The 14606-nt window shown below is 52.5% G+C and carries 15 protein-coding genes; 11 read left to right on the top strand and 4 right to left on the bottom strand.

All coding sequences use genetic code 11. The annotated features are described in order from the left end of the window. Nucleotides 1–3 precede the first annotated feature (3 nt). Together mlaE and mlaF are read right to left on the bottom strand one after the other, a co-directional pair. Nucleotides 4–786 carry a lipid asymmetry maintenance ABC transporter permease subunit MlaE gene (mlaE, locus tag PGH32_RS17165; RefSeq protein WP_314424491.1) on the bottom strand — a complete coding sequence of 261 codons (783 nt, stop codon included), beginning with the start codon at nucleotides 784–786 and terminating at the stop codon, nucleotides 4–6. A gap of 7 nt (nucleotides 787–793) precedes the next feature. Beyond that, entirely contained in the window at nucleotides 794–1606 is an 813-nt protein-coding gene (mlaF, locus tag PGH32_RS17160) for a phospholipid ABC transporter ATP-binding protein MlaF (protein ID WP_314424494.1), read from the bottom strand. Nucleotides 1607–1833: 227 nt separating this feature from the next. Here mlaF and PGH32_RS17155 point away from each other — a divergent pair, with 227 nt between their 5' ends. From PGH32_RS17155 to npr, 11 genes are all read left to right on the top strand, one after another. After that, entirely contained in the window at nucleotides 1834–2814 is a 981-nt protein-coding gene (locus PGH32_RS17155; protein WP_314424497.1) for a calcium/sodium antiporter, read from the top strand. Nucleotides 2815–2829: 15 nt separating this feature from the next. Beyond that, nucleotides 2830–3816, top strand: a complete 987-nt coding sequence (gene kdsD / locus PGH32_RS17150) for an arabinose-5-phosphate isomerase KdsD (RefSeq protein WP_314424500.1) — start codon at nucleotides 2830–2832, stop codon at nucleotides 3814–3816. A 17-nt stretch (nucleotides 3817–3833) separates the two neighbouring features. Further along, the gene (kdsC, locus tag PGH32_RS17145) at nucleotides 3834–4400 is read left to right on the top strand and encodes a 3-deoxy-manno-octulosonate-8-phosphatase KdsC (RefSeq protein WP_314424503.1); all 567 of its coding nucleotides are present in this window, start codon (nucleotides 3834–3836) and stop codon (nucleotides 4398–4400) included. Further along, nucleotides 4397–4972, top strand: a complete 576-nt coding sequence (gene lptC / locus PGH32_RS17140; protein ID WP_314424505.1) for an LPS export ABC transporter periplasmic protein LptC — start codon at nucleotides 4397–4399, stop codon at nucleotides 4970–4972. The genes kdsC and lptC overlap by 4 nt, the downstream gene beginning before the upstream one ends. After that, on the top strand, nucleotides 4944–5492 hold the full coding sequence (lptA, locus tag PGH32_RS17135; protein ID WP_337894659.1) for a lipopolysaccharide ABC transporter substrate-binding protein LptA: 549 nt from the start codon (nucleotides 4944–4946) through the stop codon (nucleotides 5490–5492). Before lptC ends, lptA begins: the two co-directional genes overlap by 29 nt. A gap of 5 nt (nucleotides 5493–5497) precedes the next feature. After that, a complete protein-coding gene (lptB, locus tag PGH32_RS17130) occupies nucleotides 5498–6223 on the top strand; it encodes an LPS export ABC transporter ATP-binding protein (RefSeq protein ID WP_123336083.1) in 726 nt (241 codons plus the stop codon). Nucleotides 6224–6269: 46 nt separating this feature from the next. Continuing rightward, nucleotides 6270–7703 (top strand): RNA polymerase factor sigma-54, encoded by a 1434-nt coding sequence (rpoN, locus tag PGH32_RS17125; protein ID WP_337894658.1) that lies wholly within the window; start codon nucleotides 6270–6272, stop codon nucleotides 7701–7703. Between the two features lie 22 nt (nucleotides 7704–7725). Next, a complete protein-coding gene (gene hpf / locus PGH32_RS17120) occupies nucleotides 7726–8013 on the top strand; it encodes a ribosome hibernation promoting factor (RefSeq protein WP_314424515.1) in 288 nt (95 codons plus the stop codon). A 172-nt stretch (nucleotides 8014–8185) separates the two neighbouring features. Continuing rightward, nucleotides 8186–8662 carry a PTS IIA-like nitrogen regulatory protein PtsN gene (gene ptsN / locus PGH32_RS17115; RefSeq protein ID WP_105592917.1) on the top strand — a complete coding sequence of 159 codons (477 nt, stop codon included), beginning with the start codon at nucleotides 8186–8188 and terminating at the stop codon, nucleotides 8660–8662. A gap of 61 nt (nucleotides 8663–8723) precedes the next feature. Beyond that, on the top strand, nucleotides 8724–9578 hold the full coding sequence (rapZ, locus tag PGH32_RS17110) for an RNase adapter RapZ (RefSeq protein ID WP_105592916.1): 855 nt from the start codon (nucleotides 8724–8726) through the stop codon (nucleotides 9576–9578). Then, nucleotides 9575–9847 carry a PTS phosphocarrier protein NPr gene (npr, locus tag PGH32_RS17105; protein ID WP_123336077.1) on the top strand — a complete coding sequence of 91 codons (273 nt, stop codon included), beginning with the start codon at nucleotides 9575–9577 and terminating at the stop codon, nucleotides 9845–9847. Before rapZ ends, npr begins: the two co-directional genes overlap by 4 nt. 25 nt (nucleotides 9848–9872) lie before the next feature. On the opposite strand, the gene mtgA is transcribed toward npr, so the two are convergent. Further along, a complete protein-coding gene (gene mtgA / locus PGH32_RS17100; RefSeq protein ID WP_337894657.1) occupies nucleotides 9873–10598 on the bottom strand; it encodes a monofunctional biosynthetic peptidoglycan transglycosylase in 726 nt (241 codons plus the stop codon). A gap of 773 nt (nucleotides 10599–11371) precedes the next feature. Continuing rightward, on the bottom strand, nucleotides 11372–13714 hold the full coding sequence (gene arcB, locus PGH32_RS17095) for an aerobic respiration two-component sensor histidine kinase ArcB (RefSeq protein ID WP_337894656.1): 2343 nt from the start codon (nucleotides 13712–13714) through the stop codon (nucleotides 11372–11374). Nucleotides 13715–14606: the final 892 nt, after the last annotated feature.

Here is a 14606-nt window from a genome sequence, read left to right as displayed (position 1 = left end):
GAATCAATTCCCAAACATCAGTGCCGTAAGCACAAAATCCAGACCGAGTACTGCCAGAGAGGCATGCACCACGGTACGCGTTGTTGCCCGACTAATCCCTTCGGACGTCGGAATGGCGTCATAGCCGTTAAACAGCGCAATCCAGGTCACGGTAATCGCAAACACGAGGCTCTTAATCACGCAGTTAATAATATCAGTACGCACGTCGACCGCATTCTGCATCGCTGACCAGAAGAAACCACTGTCGATCCCCTTCCAGCTGACACCGACCATCGCGCCGCCAAGGATCCCTACGGCGACAAAAATCAGCGTCAGCAGAGGCATGCTGATCGCCCCTGCCCAGAAGCGCGGTGAAACAATGCGCCGTAGCGGATCGACCGCCATCATTTCCATACTGGAAAGCTGTTCGGTAGCCTTCATCAAACCGATCTCAGCGGTTAACGCTGAACCCGCTCGCCCGGCAAACAACAGGGCAGTAACGACCGGCCCCAGCTCACGCAGCAGCGACAGCGCCACCAGCATTCCCAGGCTGGATTCCGCCCCATAAGTATTCAGCACCAGGTAGCCCTGCAGGCCCAGCACCATACCAATGAACAATCCGGAAACCACGATGATCAGCAGTGACAATACGCCAACGCTGTAAAGCTGTTTAACCAACAGCGGCGCATGCTTGCGAAAGCTGGGGACGCCGACCAGCGCATGGAACAGCATTAACCCCGCGCGGCCAAAAGCAGAACAGGTATTGATTCCCTGACGTCCTAATGACGCCAGCGCTCTTAGAAACATCAGTTTGTTAACTCCCTGAGCCGACTAAATCGTGAAGATAATCTCCTGCCGGAAAACGAAACGGCACCGGCCCATCTGCAATACCATCAATAAACTGGCGCACTCGGGCATCCTTATTCTCCTGCAGCTGAGGAGTGGTGCCCTGGGCGATGACTTTCCGATCGGCGATGATATACGCGTAATCGGCAATACTCAGCACTTCAGGCACATCGTGGGAAACCACAATGCAAGTGACACCCAGTGAATGATTTAGTTCGTCGATAAGCTTTACCAGAACGCCCATAGTAATCGGGTCCTGGCCTACAAAAGGTTCATCAAACATAATCAAATCAGGCTCAAGCGCAATAGCGCGCGCCAGAGCAGCGCGACGCGCCATCCCGCCGGATAGCTCGGAAGGTTTAAGATTAGCCGCACCGCGCAGCCCTACCGCTTCCAGCTTCATCATCACCGTACTGTGCAGCAGCGGCGCAGGCAGTTGAGTATGCTCACGCAGCGGCCAGGCAACATTGTCGAATACGTTCAGATCGGTAAACAACGCGCCGGACTGGAAGAGCATGCTCATTTTTTTACGGGCGGCATACAGGCGGGATCGCGAAAGTGAGGGAATATTCTCACCGTTGAACCAGATTTCGCCGCTGTCCGGCGGTATCTGTCCGCCAATCAAACGCAGCAGGGTTGTTTTACCAATGCCAGAGGGTCCCATAATAGCGGTAATTTTCCCTTTGGGCACCGTAAGCGAGATGTTATCGAAAATAGGCCTGTTGCCACGGGAGAAACAGACATCCCGGACATCTACCAAATTCGTTTCCGTCTGGCCCATAGTTACCTCGATCCTCAATTCAGGCGTTAAATATACTTCCGATGGTAACGCATTAACCGCCGGACTGGACACTTTTACAGAAACTTACCGCAATCACTTCGCTAAAGCTGGCATCCGTTTTACTTTTTGGCTTTAGACCGTCAAAATCACGGGCATTAAAAAAACGTAACCAGAAACGCATCGTCACATGCTGCAACCGACGATTATATCCGATAAAAGGACATTTCATGCTCGTAGCTATAGCACTATTGATTATCGGTTTAGCCTTACTGGTTTATGGGGCCGATCGTCTGGTGTTTAGCGCTGCCATTTTATGTCGATCTCTGGGGATCCCACCGCTGATCATTGGCATGACCGTCGTCGGCATCGGCACATCCCTCCCCGAGCTTATCGTGTCATTTTCAGCCGCCACGCACGGTCAGATGGATATCGCCGTCGGCACGGCCATCGGATCCAATATTACCAATATCCTGCTGATCCTCGGTGGCGCGGCGCTGCTGCATCCGCTGACCGTGCATTCGAACCTGATACGCCGCGAACTTCCGTTAATGCTGCTGGTCGCGCTTCTCTGCGGCATCATGCTCTTCGACAATCATTTAAGTCGTATTGACGGACTGGGTCTGATCGCCATCGCCGCCTGCTGGCTGCTTTGCACCATCAAAATCGCCCGCCGGGCAGAACGTGAGAATAATGACACCCTGACCCGCGAGCAGCTGGCAGAGCTCCCCCGTGATGACGTCGGCAACACCGTCGCGTTCCTCTGGCTGGCGGTGGCCCTGATCCTGCTGCCGGTCTCAACCCGCATGGTGATTGATAACGCCACGGTCATTGCCGACTATTTCGGCATCAGCGAACTGGTCATTGCCCTCACGATTATTTCAGTGGGCACCAGCCTGCCGGAGCTGGCCACGGTGATAGCCGGGGCGCTGAAAGGCGAAGATGATATTGCCATCGGCAACCTGATTGGGTCTAACATTTATAATATGGTGATAGTGCTGGGCATCCCGGCGCTGATTCATCCCGGCAGCTTTGATGCCAGCGCCTTTGCCCGCGATTACTGGGTAATGCTGGGCGTCAGCGCCCTGTTTACGCTGATCTGTTTGCAACGCAACCGACGGATTGGTCGGATAGCCGGCGCGTTGCTGCTGTGTGGATTTATCCTCTGGGTGGTCATGCTGTATGGTTTCCCCTCAGTGACTTTCTGGTAAAAGGACTGAAGAGTTATGGCGCATATCATTACCGATACTGATTTTGACTTTATACAAGCCGGAAAAGAGGTTTTGCAGACCGAACGCGAAGGACTGGAACAGCTGGATCAGTACATCAACGACGACTTCAGCCAGGCCTGTTCGCTGATTTCCCGCTGCCGCGGTAAAGTCGTCGTTATGGGCATGGGCAAATCCGGCCACATTGGTAAAAAAATTGCGGCGACTTTTGCCAGCACCGGGACGCCAGCCTTTTTCGTCCACCCGGGCGAAGCCAGTCACGGCGACCTGGGGATGGTGACCCCTGATGATGTGGTCATCGCCATCTCGAATTCAGGAGAATCCTCCGAAATTTTGGCCCTGATCCCGGTGCTGAAACGCCTGCACGTTTCCCTGATTTGTATGACCAGCCGCCCTGACAGTGCAATGGGGCGTGCTGCTGATATTCATCTGTGTGTTAAAGTGCCGCAGGAAGCCTGCCCGCTGGGTCTGGCGCCAACGACCAGCACCACGGCTACACTGGTAATGGGCGATGCGCTGGCAGTGGCTTTGCTCAAGGCGCGTGGATTCACGGCAGAAGACTTCGCGCTGTCGCATCCGGGCGGAGCGCTGGGGCGTAAGCTGCTGCTGCGGGTTGATGATATTATGCATACCGGTAACGAGATGCCGCATATCAGCCATGATGCGTCGCTGCGCGATGCGCTGCTGGAAATCACTCGTAAAAATATGGGGATGACGGTCATCTGCGATGACCTGATGAAAATTGAAGGCATCTTTACCGACGGTGACTTGCGCCGGGTGTTCGATATGGGCATTGATATACAGCATGCCAGCATCGCCAGCGTGATGACCCCGGGAGGCATCCGCGTCAGGCCCAATACGCTGGCGGTTGATGCCCTGAATCTGATGCAGAACAAGAACATTACTTCCGTGATGGTGGCCGACGGCGACCATTTGCTGGGCGTGGTACACATGCACGACATGCTGCGCGCCGGCGTTGTTTGATAAGGAATAGAGCGATAATGAGTAATCCAGCAGCCACCGTTGACACCTGTTATGGCCCCGTCAGCCAGCAGGTCATGGCAAAGGCGCAGCAGGTTAAACTGTTGATTTGCGATGTAGATGGGGTGATGTCCGACGGCGTGATCTATCAGGGCAATAACGGTGAAGAGCTCAAGGCCTTTAATGTCCGTGACGGCTACGGCATTCGCTGCCTGCTGACTTCCGGTGTGGACGTGGCGATTATCACCGGCCGCAAGGCGAAGCTGCTGGAGGATCGCTGTGCTACGCTGGGGATTACCCATCTTTATCAGGGACAATCTGATAAGACTCTGGCCTTCCGCGAACTTCTGGATAAACTAGCCCTGAACGCCAGCCAGGTCGCCTACATCGGTGATGACCTGATCGACTGGCCGGTTATGGCTCAGGTTGGCCTGAGCGTTGCCGTTGCCGATGCACACCCGGTTCTGCTCCCCAGGAGCGACTATGTGACACGTATCGCCGGTGGTCGCGGCGCCGTTCGGGAACTTTGCGACCTGATCTTAATTGCTCAGGGCACGTTTGATATGGCCATAGGGCAGTCGGTATGAGTAAAACAAGACGCTGGATTACACTGTTACTGACGCTGATTGCCATCGTTTTGATTGGCTGGAATCTGGCAGACTCTGACAACAGTGACAGTGCGGTCAGCAGCAATGACAGCGAACCCACCTATCTGAGCGATAATTCGCACACCGTGGTCTATAACCCTGAAGGGGGACTGAGCTACAGGCTGATTTCGGATAAGGTCACTTACTTCTCCGCGGACGCCATTAGCTGGTTCGACAACCCTAAGATGACGACTTACGATGAAAACAAGGTTGCAACCTGGTCCGTGCGCGCTGATAAAGCCAAACTGACCAACGATCGCATGCTGTTCCTGTACGGCAATGTAGAAGTAAACAGCCTGACGAAGGACTCGCAGCTGCAAACAATTAAAACCGATAATGCGCTGGTGAATCTGACCACTCAGGATGTCACCTCAAACGATCGGGTTACGCTTTATGGCCGCAGCTTTAACTCTACGGGAATGAAGATGCGCGGAAATTTACGGAAGAAAACTGCCGAGTTGATTGAAAAGGTCAAAACATCTTATGAAATTCAAAATGAACAACAGCCTTAAGTTACTGACGGCATCTCTGCTTCTGGCTGCCAGCTTACCTGCTCTGGCCCTGACCGGAGATTCCGATAAGCCGGTCAACGTCGACTCGGAAAACCAGGCGCTGGATATGCAGGGCAATGTGGCCACCTTCACGGGTAAAGTGATCGTGACCCAGGGCTCGATCAAGATCACCGCCGATAAAGTGGTGGTGACGCGTCCCGGTGGCGACAGCAATAAAACGATTGTGGATGCCTATGGCAGTCCTGCCACCTTCTATCAGATGCAGGACAATGGAAAGCCGGTTCAGGGCCACGCTCAGAAGATGCACTACGAACTGGCGAAGGATTTTGTTGAGCTCACCGGGAATGCCTATCTGGAGCAGCTTGACAGCAATGTTAAAGGCGATCGCATTACCTATCTGGTCAAAGAGCAGAAAATGCAGGCCTACGGCAGCACCGGCAAGCGCGTCACTACCGTGCTTGTTCCCTCACAGCTGCAGGATAAAAGCACACCGTCCAACGGTCAGAAAAAGAGTAACTAACTAACATGGCAACGTTAATTGCGGAAAACCTGGCGAAGGCCTACAAGGGCCGCCGCGTGGTTGAAGACGTCAGTCTGGAAGTGAAATCCGGTGAGATCGTCGGGCTGCTTGGCCCGAACGGAGCGGGTAAAACGACGACCTTCTATATGGTCGTCGGCATCGTCCCGCGTGACGCAGGCCGTATCGTGATTGATGATGAAGACATCAGTATCCTGCCTCTGCATGCACGCGCACGTCGTGGGATTGGCTATCTTCCTCAGGAAGCTTCCATTTTCCGCCGGCTGAGCGTTTACGATAACCTGATGGCGGTCCTGCAAATTCGTGACGATCTGACCAGCGAACAGCGGGAAGATCGCGCTAATGAGCTGATGGCCGAGTTCCACATCGAACATCTGCGTGACAGCCTCGGCCAGGCGCTTTCCGGCGGCGAACGCCGCAGGGTTGAAATCGCCCGTGCGCTGGCGGCAAATCCAAAATTTATCCTGCTGGATGAACCTTTTGCCGGGGTTGACCCCATTTCCGTTATTGATATTAAAAAGATTATCGAGCATCTTCGTGATAGCGGACTTGGCGTGTTGATAACCGACCACAACGTCCGAGAAACGCTGGCAGTGTGTGAGCGCGCTTACATCGTCAGCCAGGGACACCTTATTGCACACGGTACGCCTGAAGAGATTCTTGCCGACGAGCAGGTGAAACGCGTCTACCTGGGCGAAGAGTTCAGACTCTGATAAGGTGTCCACAAGGTTTGTTTTTTAGGGAATTACTATCCTGAATATGAAGCAAGGTTTACAACTCAGGCTGAGCCAACAGCTTGCCATGACGCCACAGCTGCAGCAGGCCATCAGACTGCTTCAGCTTTCTACGCTTGAACTACAGCAGGAAATTCAGCTGGCGCTGGAAAGCAACCCGTTGCTCGAGCAGAGCGATGTTCACGAGGAAATCGACTCCCGCGAATATCAGGAAACCGAAGCGCTGGATACACGGGAAGCGCTTGAACAAAAGGATATGCCTGAAGAACTGCCGCTGGATGCCACCTGGGATGAAATCTACACTGCAGGCACCCCTTCAGGCACCGGCACGGACTACCACGACGACGAACTGCCGGTCTATCAGGGTGAAACGACCCAGTCGCTGCAGGATTACCTGATGTGGCAGGTGGAACTCACCCCGTTTACCGACACCGATCGCGCTATCGCCACCTCGATTGTCGATGCCGTCGATGAAACCGGCTATCTGACCATCTCGCTGGACGAAATCCTCGACAGCATGGGGAATGATGAACTGAGCCTGGATGAAGTTGAAGCCGTGCTGAAGCGCGTGCAGCGATTCGACCCGGTCGGCGTGTGCGCCCGCGACCTGCGCGACTGCCTGCTGGTCCAGCTTTCTCAGTTCCCTGACGACCTGCCTTTACTGAAAGAAGCGCGGCTGATCGTCAGCGATCATCTTGATCTGCTCGCTAACCATGATTTCCGCAGCCTGATGCGCTTAACCCGGTTAAAAGAAGAGGTGCTGAAAGGCGCAGTACAGCTGATTCAGTCACTCGATCCGCGCCCGGGGCAGTCGATCAATACTCAGGAACCTGAATACGTTATCCCGGATGTGCTGGTACGCAAAATCGGCGCGCGATGGACCGTTGAGCTGAATGCTGACAGCGTGCCGCGTCTGAAGATTAACCAGCACTATGCTGCGCTCGGCGGTTCCACCCGCAACGACAGCGATTCCCAGTTTATTCGTAGTAATTTGCAGGAAGCAAAATGGCTGATCAAAAGCCTTGAGAGCCGCAACGACACGCTGCTAAAAGTGACCCGCTGTATCGTCGATCAGCAACAGGCATTTTTCGAACAGGGCGAGGAGTATATGCGGCCGATGGTACTGGCAGACATAGCCAGCGCGGTCGATATGCATGAATCAACTATATCGCGCGTAACAACGCAGAAGTATCTGCACAGCCCGCGCGGTATATTTGAACTGAAGTATTTCTTCTCCAGCCACGTGAGTACTGAAGGAGGGGGTGAAGCCTCTTCTACCGCTATCCGGGCGCTGGTGCGGAAATTAATTTCGGCGGAAAATCCCGCCAAGCCGCTGAGCGACAGCAAGCTGACCTCACTGCTCTCCGAGCAGGGAATTATGGTCGCGCGTCGTACTGTGGCAAAATATCGAGAGTCTTTATCCATCCCGCCATCAAACCAGCGTAAACAGCTGGTCTGAAAGAACTGAGAAGGAAGACATCATGCAACTCAATATCACTGGACTAAACGTTGAAATTACCGAAGCGCTGCGCGAATTTGTGACGGTGAAGTTCGGTAAATTAGAACACTATTTCGACCGGATTAATCAGGTCTATATTGTTCTGAAGGTGGAAAAAGTGACTCAAATTGCAGATGCTACGCTGCATGTGAACGGCGGGGAGTTGCATGCCACCGCAGAAGAAAAAGATATGTACGCGGCGATTGACGGCCTGGTAGATAAGCTGGCTCGCCAGTTAAATAAACACAAAGATAAGCTTAAACAACACTAAATTTCACCCAGCGCTGATTGTTTCTGCGGCATCCCACATCGGGTTAAGCTAAAGTCAGCGGCGGCTCGTATCTTTTCAGGGTGCGGGCCGCTAATCAATCAGGGGGTATAACGATGGCCACCATCACGGCTGAAGTTAACCGCCATGCGGATGTGAACACGTAAGTGAAACTATGATGAACAACGATCTGAAACTGGAACTGGGCTCTGTCCTGAACCTGTCCTGCACCCGTAATGGTGTACATTGCCAGAGTAAAAAACGGGCACTGGAAATTATCAGCGAACTGGCGGCCAAACAGCTTAACCTTCCGCATCAGACTATTTTTGAAGCGATCCTGACGCGTGAAAGAATGGGCAGTACCGGTATCGGAAATGGCATTGCCATTCCGCACGGTAAATTGCTCGAGGATACGCTGCGTGCCGTTGGCGTGTTTATCCACCTGGATCAGCCAATTGCCTTTGACGCGATTGATAACCAGCCAGTGGATTTGTTGTTCGCCCTGTTGGTACCGGCCGATCAGTGTAAAACGCATCTGCATACGCTATCGCTGGTGGCCAAACGCCTGGCCGATAAAACGGTTTGCCGGCGCCTGCGCGCGGCGCAGAGCGATGAAGAGCTGTACGAGATCATCACGGAAGATCACGATTAAGCCAGCCGTAGTCAATTCACCATGCAATAAGTGGTAACAGGTAAAATTGGGGGAAGAGTTAATGGTGCTGATGATCGTCAGCGGTCGTTCCGGTTCAGGTAAATCCGTGGCATTGCGCGCACTGGAGGATATGGGCTTCTACTGCGTGGACAATCTTCCCGTGGTGCTGCTTCCCGATCTTGCCAATTCGCTCTCTGAACGCAACATGTCTGCTGCGGTCAGTATTGACGTGCGTAATATGCCGGAGTCCCCTGAAGTTTTCGAAACGGCACTCAATAATCTTCCCGACTGCTTTTCACCGCAGCTTTTGTTCCTTGATGCCGATCGCAACACGCTGATCCGCCGCTACAGCGATACGCGTCGCCTTCATCCCCTTTCCAGCAAAAACCTGTCGCTGGAAAGCGCTATTGATGAAGAGAGCGATCTACTGGAGCCGTTGCGATCGCGGGCAGATTTGATTATCGACACCTCAGAAATGTCCGTTCATGAACTGGCGGAGATGTTGAGAACCCGACTGCTCGGCAAGCGTGAACGCGAGCTGACGATGGTGTTTGAATCGTTCGGCTTTAAGCACGGCATTCCCATTGATGCCGATTATGTCTTCGATGTCCGTTTTCTGCCGAACCCACACTGGGACCCGAAACTGCGTCCGATGACCGGTCTGGATCGCCCGGTGGCGGCGTTCCTCGATCGTCATACTGAAGTGCATAATTTTATCTATCAGACGCGAAGCTATCTGGAACTGTGGCTGCCGATGCTGGAAACCAACAACCGCAGCTACCTGACCGTTGCGATTGGCTGTACCGGTGGTAAACACCGATCGGTATACATTGCGGAACAGCTAGCCGATTACTTCCGCTCGCGTGGGAAAAACGTGCAGTCCCGTCACCGTACGCTGGAAAAACGCAAATCATGACCGTAAAGCAAACCGTTGAAATCAGAAACAAGCTGGGGATGCATGCCCGCCCGGCGATGAAACTTTTTGAACTGGTGCAAAGTTTTGACGCTGAAGTACTGCTGAGAAACGAAAGCGGTACGGAGGCAGAAGCCAGCAGCGTCATCGCGCTGCTGATGCTGGATTCCGCCAAAGGTGGACATATTGAAATCGAGGTTAGCGGCCCGCAGGAGGCCGAAGCGCTGGCGGCGGTGATTGAACTGTTCAACGCCGGATTCGACGAAGAGTAATACCTTATCTCGCTACCGTTTCCAGTTAATCAAGGTGATTTCTGGAAAGGAACGCTTCACCACCCAGCTGGCGCATCTGGCGCATGATCCACTGCTGACGCTGACGGACGTAGCCTGAAGGCGCACCCGCCTTAAAGCGTATTGGGTTAGGCAGCACCGCCGCCAGCAGCGCGGCTTCGGATATCGTCAGACGGCTGGCTGGCTTGTTAAAATAACGCTGCGCCGCCTCTTCCACGCCAAATACCCCGTCACCAAACTCAGCAATATTCAGATAAACGGTCAGGATGCGGCGTTTAGTCCAGACTGTTTCAATGCCGACGGTCAGCCCGGCCTCCAGTCCCTTTCGCACCCAGCTACGCCCGTCCCAGAGAAACAGATTTTTTGCCGTTTGCTGTGACAGCGTTGAAGCCCCCCGCATACGTGCATTTTCACCGTTGCTGTCCAGAACAGACTGGATTGCATCGACGTCAAAACCCCAGTGCGTAGGGAATTTTTGATCTTCAGAAGCCATCACCGCCAGCGCCATCCAGGGCGATATCTCATCGCGACCTACCCAGTCGGAATGGGCCACATAGTCAAAATCTCCCCGCAGCCAGGCACCCAGCTGCCTTTCAACCATCACCGCAGAGAAAGGTACCGGGAAAAATGCAAAGATCACAATGCCGGCCAGCCATAGTCCGATAATCGCCATGAGCAGACGCAGAGCGTATTTTTTTATCCTCGCCCATGCAGTATGTCGGTTACGGCTCATTGATTAACTCCATCATAATACTCTCGTCAGTACGGGGGATTTTAGCCCGGGGCTTACGGATGATGCACTTTCAGGGAATCGGTTCCATAGCGCGCCATAGTTTAATACATTTTAGGCGGCCGCTCTTCCGTGGTGTAAATCAATTTTTAATTGATTTACATTGCTTATAAATTTCACTGAGTACATTTCGAAAGCACAAAATTTGAAATAGAAAACCATCGATAAACGAAATGAAAGCGCATCTTTTTTATGCGGATTTATAATAAACCGCCTCATTTCGATTGCTGAACTGTGTCAGCATTTCTGTGCCGAATAATTGCCCGATAACAAATTGTGCTAGCAGAAACCAAAACGTTTCGGAAAAATTCAGCAAAAACAATAAAAAATACAGAACTAACAACGCATTAAACCCACAAAAACTGCTGAAATAGCGTTTCAGCCGTTTGCCTCCGGCAAACCGAACTCGCTGCATTGATCGTTAAGAATCCCATCGGGAAAAAACCAACAATCGTACAATAATCCATCATAAAAAAAGCAAAATGAATTACCTGCTTGACTGAGAAAGTAATTTGATGTCTTCTATTTACAAACACTGCTCAACATCACACATTTTAATGAATCTGGTAACATGTGATGTTAGATTTGCTAAGGTAGTGGCTGAGAGTTTTACCCAATACCCGGCCTGCGCTCCAGACGATTCTTATGAGAATAGCGTGGGTTTCCATTTTCCCTGGTGTTGGCGCAGTATTCGCGCACCCCGGCCTCGGTCGGGGTCATTTTTTTTCAGCGTCCAGAACCCATTCGCGTAACACATTCACGTCATTACGCCATTCCTGTTTAAGCTCATCAATCCACTCCTGCACGTTGTCCCACCAGGCAGGCAGCTCCGGGCTTTGAATCTGTTTAGCAATCTGCTGTAAATGCACCAGCCCGACGGAACCCGCAGCCCCTTTAATCTTATGCCCCTCTTCCGCAATCCCTTTCTGGTCGCGGGCCATCATGTTGGAATCCAGTACGTCCAGATAGCCCGGCATCATTTGCTCGAACATTTCCAGGCTCTGGTGAATCAGTTTCGGACCCACCAGTTCGATATACTGCTGCAGCATCACCACATCCAGCAGCGCCAGTTTTTTCTCGTCCATCGCGGTCTCCTGCACGGGCATCAGTTCATCCTCACTCTGGTAGTTCCAGTATTTCTTAATCATCGCGGTGAGCGCGGGTACCGCCAGTGGCTTGCTCAGCACGTCGTCCATGCCCGCATCCAGATACTCACGCTTATCCTTAAGCACGTTGGCCGTTAACGCCACCAGCGGCGGCAGCTGTTTACCGGCGTGACGCTGGTGAATGCCACGCGCCACGTCCAGCCCGGTCATATCCGGCAGCTGAATATCCAGCAGCACCAGGTCGAACTCATCCGGGTCGAACATATCCAGCGCTTCCTGGCCGGTCATCGCAACTTCAACGCTGTTACCGAGTTTCTCCAGTACCGATCTCGCCACCACCACGTTGAGCTCAATATCTTCCACCAATAGCACATGCAGCGCGGGCAGAGGAAGATCGTCTTCAGGCTGCTCGTCCTCCACCTCTTCCGCGACCCGCGGTGCATTCAGCGTCAGCGTAAAGCACGACCCCTGCCCCTGTGCGCTGCGTACGCTGATATCACCGCCCATCGCCTGTGCCAGACGGCGGGAAACCGCCAGGCCAATGCCGGTACCCGTTGCCGGTTTGCCTCCGCGCTGATCTTTTACCTGATAGTACATAGCGAAGATCTTATCCTGTTCATCCTGCGGAATACCCATCCCGGAGTCTTCCACCTCAAAGCACAGGCAGTCTTCATCGCGATAGCCCACCCGAACGACGATCTCGCCGCGCTGGGTGAACTTCACCGCATTGCCGATCAGATTCCACAGGATCTGCCGCAGGCGCGTGCCGTCGGCCACGATTTTATGCGGCAGGGGCAGCTCAGGCTGCAGGATAAATTTCAGACCTTTGGGTTCAGCCAGCAGGCCGGAGAGATTTTCCAGATCGGCCAGCAGACCGGTAAAATCGAGCGGCTGATTGTCCAGCTGCACCTTGCGCCGTTCGATCTTGTCCATCTCAATAACATCATTGAAGATATTGCCGAGGGTAATGGCGGAGACATGGATCGTTTTCAGATACTTGAGCTGTTCCTGATTTAAATGGGTGTCCAGCAGAATTCGGCTCAGGCCGACAATGCCGTTAAGCGGCGTACGAAGCTCGTGGCTGATCGTGGAGATAAAAGTGGTCTTCTCCCTGCTGGCGTTCTCTAACGCGTCCTGGTAGCGCTTACGCTCGGTTATATCGCGTCCGAAGCCCATCAGCCCGCTGCGTTTACCTACGCGATCGTAATAAGGCACCTTGCGGATCTCAAAACAGGCTTTGCGCCCGTCCGGATACTGTAACCACTGCTCATAGGTCAGGGAGACGTTGTGGCGGAAAACTTTTTCGTCCGTTTCCAACACTTTTAACGCTGCTTCATCGTCGTAAACGTCATGGGGCGTTAACCCGATAAGCTGCTTCTCGCTTTTCCCCGTCAGCAGCTCCATCGCCCGGTTACAGCCGGAAAACTGCTGATCGGCATTACGATAGAAAACCAGATCCGGCGAAGCATCCAGAAACGAGCGCAGGAAGGTAGACTGCTGCTCCAGTTCGATTTGCGCCTGCTCGCGCCGGGCCATTTCCTCTTTCAGCCGGGTCATCACCTGCAGACGCGCTTCTTCCGCCTTAATACGATCGGCAATCTCCTGATTGAGCTGCGTGATGTTTTCCTGCATTTGCTGATTCAGCTCGAGGTCGCGATTGCGCATCTCCTCAAGCTTATCGACCAGCCTCGCCAGCCGCTGACGCGATTCTTCAAGCTGTTCAACCACGACCGAAAGGAAATACACCGCCCAGGGAGTAATCAGCAGGCCAAAAAATACCGATCGCACCACGTCGATACTCTCGACATGCCCGCGCAGCACCATGGTAACGGCCATCTGGACAATCATTGCCAGTACCACCAGGGCAGAGGCCAGCAGCAAAGAGAAGCGAACCAGCCCCAGCTTGACCATCAAATCAACGTAGTACTGTGCTAATAATCGAATTTGTTTCATTTAGGATCCCTTCCGGTCTGTATTCCTCAATCATACCGGAATCGAACAAAAGTCCCACACGCTAACGCGCGGAAAACCATTGCACAAAATAAGTGCAGAGCACCGTTATTAACACCTCAAATGCACGGTTATAGTTCATCAAAAGATAATTCATCGATTCATTGCACGGTTATAGTTCATTGCACATTATTTAATAAAACAATTGCACAATAGTGGTGCAGCACACTTTCTCTCGAAACGGCTGTTATTTTGGAATTTTCGTCGCCGGACGCCACCGCCATTCTCCTTAATGAATTCTCCCTTTGGCCTGCTGTGGCGCGGCCTCCGCGCAATTTACGAAATATTTTGGCTTCAGAGCAAAAAGTTGCTGCCGCATATATTGACTAAATTTTATAACTGCATAATCTATAAAGCCGCTCTAAACCCAGCGTAGAGAGCTTCAATATTACTTTTCATAGCGATGATGCAGATCACTCGCCTTTCCTTTGCCACATCCAAACGAATAATCATTCACAAATTACGAAGAATTACTCACTCCTTGGGTAATTAATTTTACTAATAACCCCCCCCTTTTAATTCAATTATCCCCACTGATTAAAAACAGTGTGTTGATGTGGGTATTATCCTCCATTCAGCATATCATGCTGCAACCAGGCACTATTCCAGCATGGTGCAGCAATTTGCTCGCTGCACTATAGTGAGACAGCTCACACTTCTTTACCTGCCTCACCCCCATCAACAGGGGTAAATATTGAGTATATAACCTTATTTATCATCATCTTATGCGCAAAAACACATAAAAAGGCATAAGAAAGATCGGTATTTGACCTCTGTACGCTTTCCCGATAAGTTGGGAATCCGCTGGAAGCTTTGCTTACGGGCCAGTGTCTCG

The sequence above is a fragment of the Erwinia sp. SLM-02 genome (assembly GCF_037450285.1).
Taxonomy (GTDB): domain Bacteria; phylum Pseudomonadota; class Gammaproteobacteria; order Enterobacterales; family Enterobacteriaceae; genus Erwinia.
Note: the sequence above shows the minus strand (reverse complement) of the source record. Positions and strands in the feature narration are given on the sequence as shown.

What these genes read in the sequence shown, in the direction of transcription:
- mlaE (WP_314424491.1), bottom strand. Translation starts at nt 786, where the DNA reads ATGTTTCTAAGAGCGCTGGCGTCATTAGGACGTCAGGGAATCAATACC.
- mlaF (WP_314424494.1), bottom strand. Translation starts at nt 1,606, where the DNA reads ATGGGCCAGACGGAAACGAATTTGGTAGATGTCCGGGATGTCTGTTTC.
- PGH32_RS17155 (WP_314424497.1), top strand. Translation starts at nt 1,834, where the DNA reads ATGCTCGTAGCTATAGCACTATTGATTATCGGTTTAGCCTTACTGGTT.
- kdsD (WP_314424500.1), top strand. Translation starts at nt 2,830, where the DNA reads ATGGCGCATATCATTACCGATACTGATTTTGACTTTATACAAGCCGGA.
- kdsC (WP_314424503.1), top strand. Translation starts at nt 3,834, where the DNA reads ATGAGTAATCCAGCAGCCACCGTTGACACCTGTTATGGCCCCGTCAGC.
- lptC (WP_314424505.1), top strand. Translation starts at nt 4,397, where the DNA reads ATGAGTAAAACAAGACGCTGGATTACACTGTTACTGACGCTGATTGCC.
- lptA (WP_337894659.1), top strand. Translation starts at nt 4,944, where the DNA reads ATGAAATTCAAAATGAACAACAGCCTTAAGTTACTGACGGCATCTCTG.
- lptB (WP_123336083.1), top strand. Translation starts at nt 5,498, where the DNA reads ATGGCAACGTTAATTGCGGAAAACCTGGCGAAGGCCTACAAGGGCCGC.
- rpoN (WP_337894658.1), top strand. Translation starts at nt 6,270, where the DNA reads ATGAAGCAAGGTTTACAACTCAGGCTGAGCCAACAGCTTGCCATGACG.
- hpf (WP_314424515.1), top strand. Translation starts at nt 7,726, where the DNA reads ATGCAACTCAATATCACTGGACTAAACGTTGAAATTACCGAAGCGCTG.
- ptsN (WP_105592917.1), top strand. Translation starts at nt 8,186, where the DNA reads ATGATGAACAACGATCTGAAACTGGAACTGGGCTCTGTCCTGAACCTG.
- rapZ (WP_105592916.1), top strand. Translation starts at nt 8,724, where the DNA reads ATGGTGCTGATGATCGTCAGCGGTCGTTCCGGTTCAGGTAAATCCGTG.
- npr (WP_123336077.1), top strand. Translation starts at nt 9,575, where the DNA reads ATGACCGTAAAGCAAACCGTTGAAATCAGAAACAAGCTGGGGATGCAT.
- mtgA (WP_337894657.1), bottom strand. Translation starts at nt 10,598, where the DNA reads ATGAGCCGTAACCGACATACTGCATGGGCGAGGATAAAAAAATACGCT.
- arcB (WP_337894656.1), bottom strand. Translation starts at nt 13,714, where the DNA reads ATGAAACAAATTCGATTATTAGCACAGTACTACGTTGATTTGATGGTC.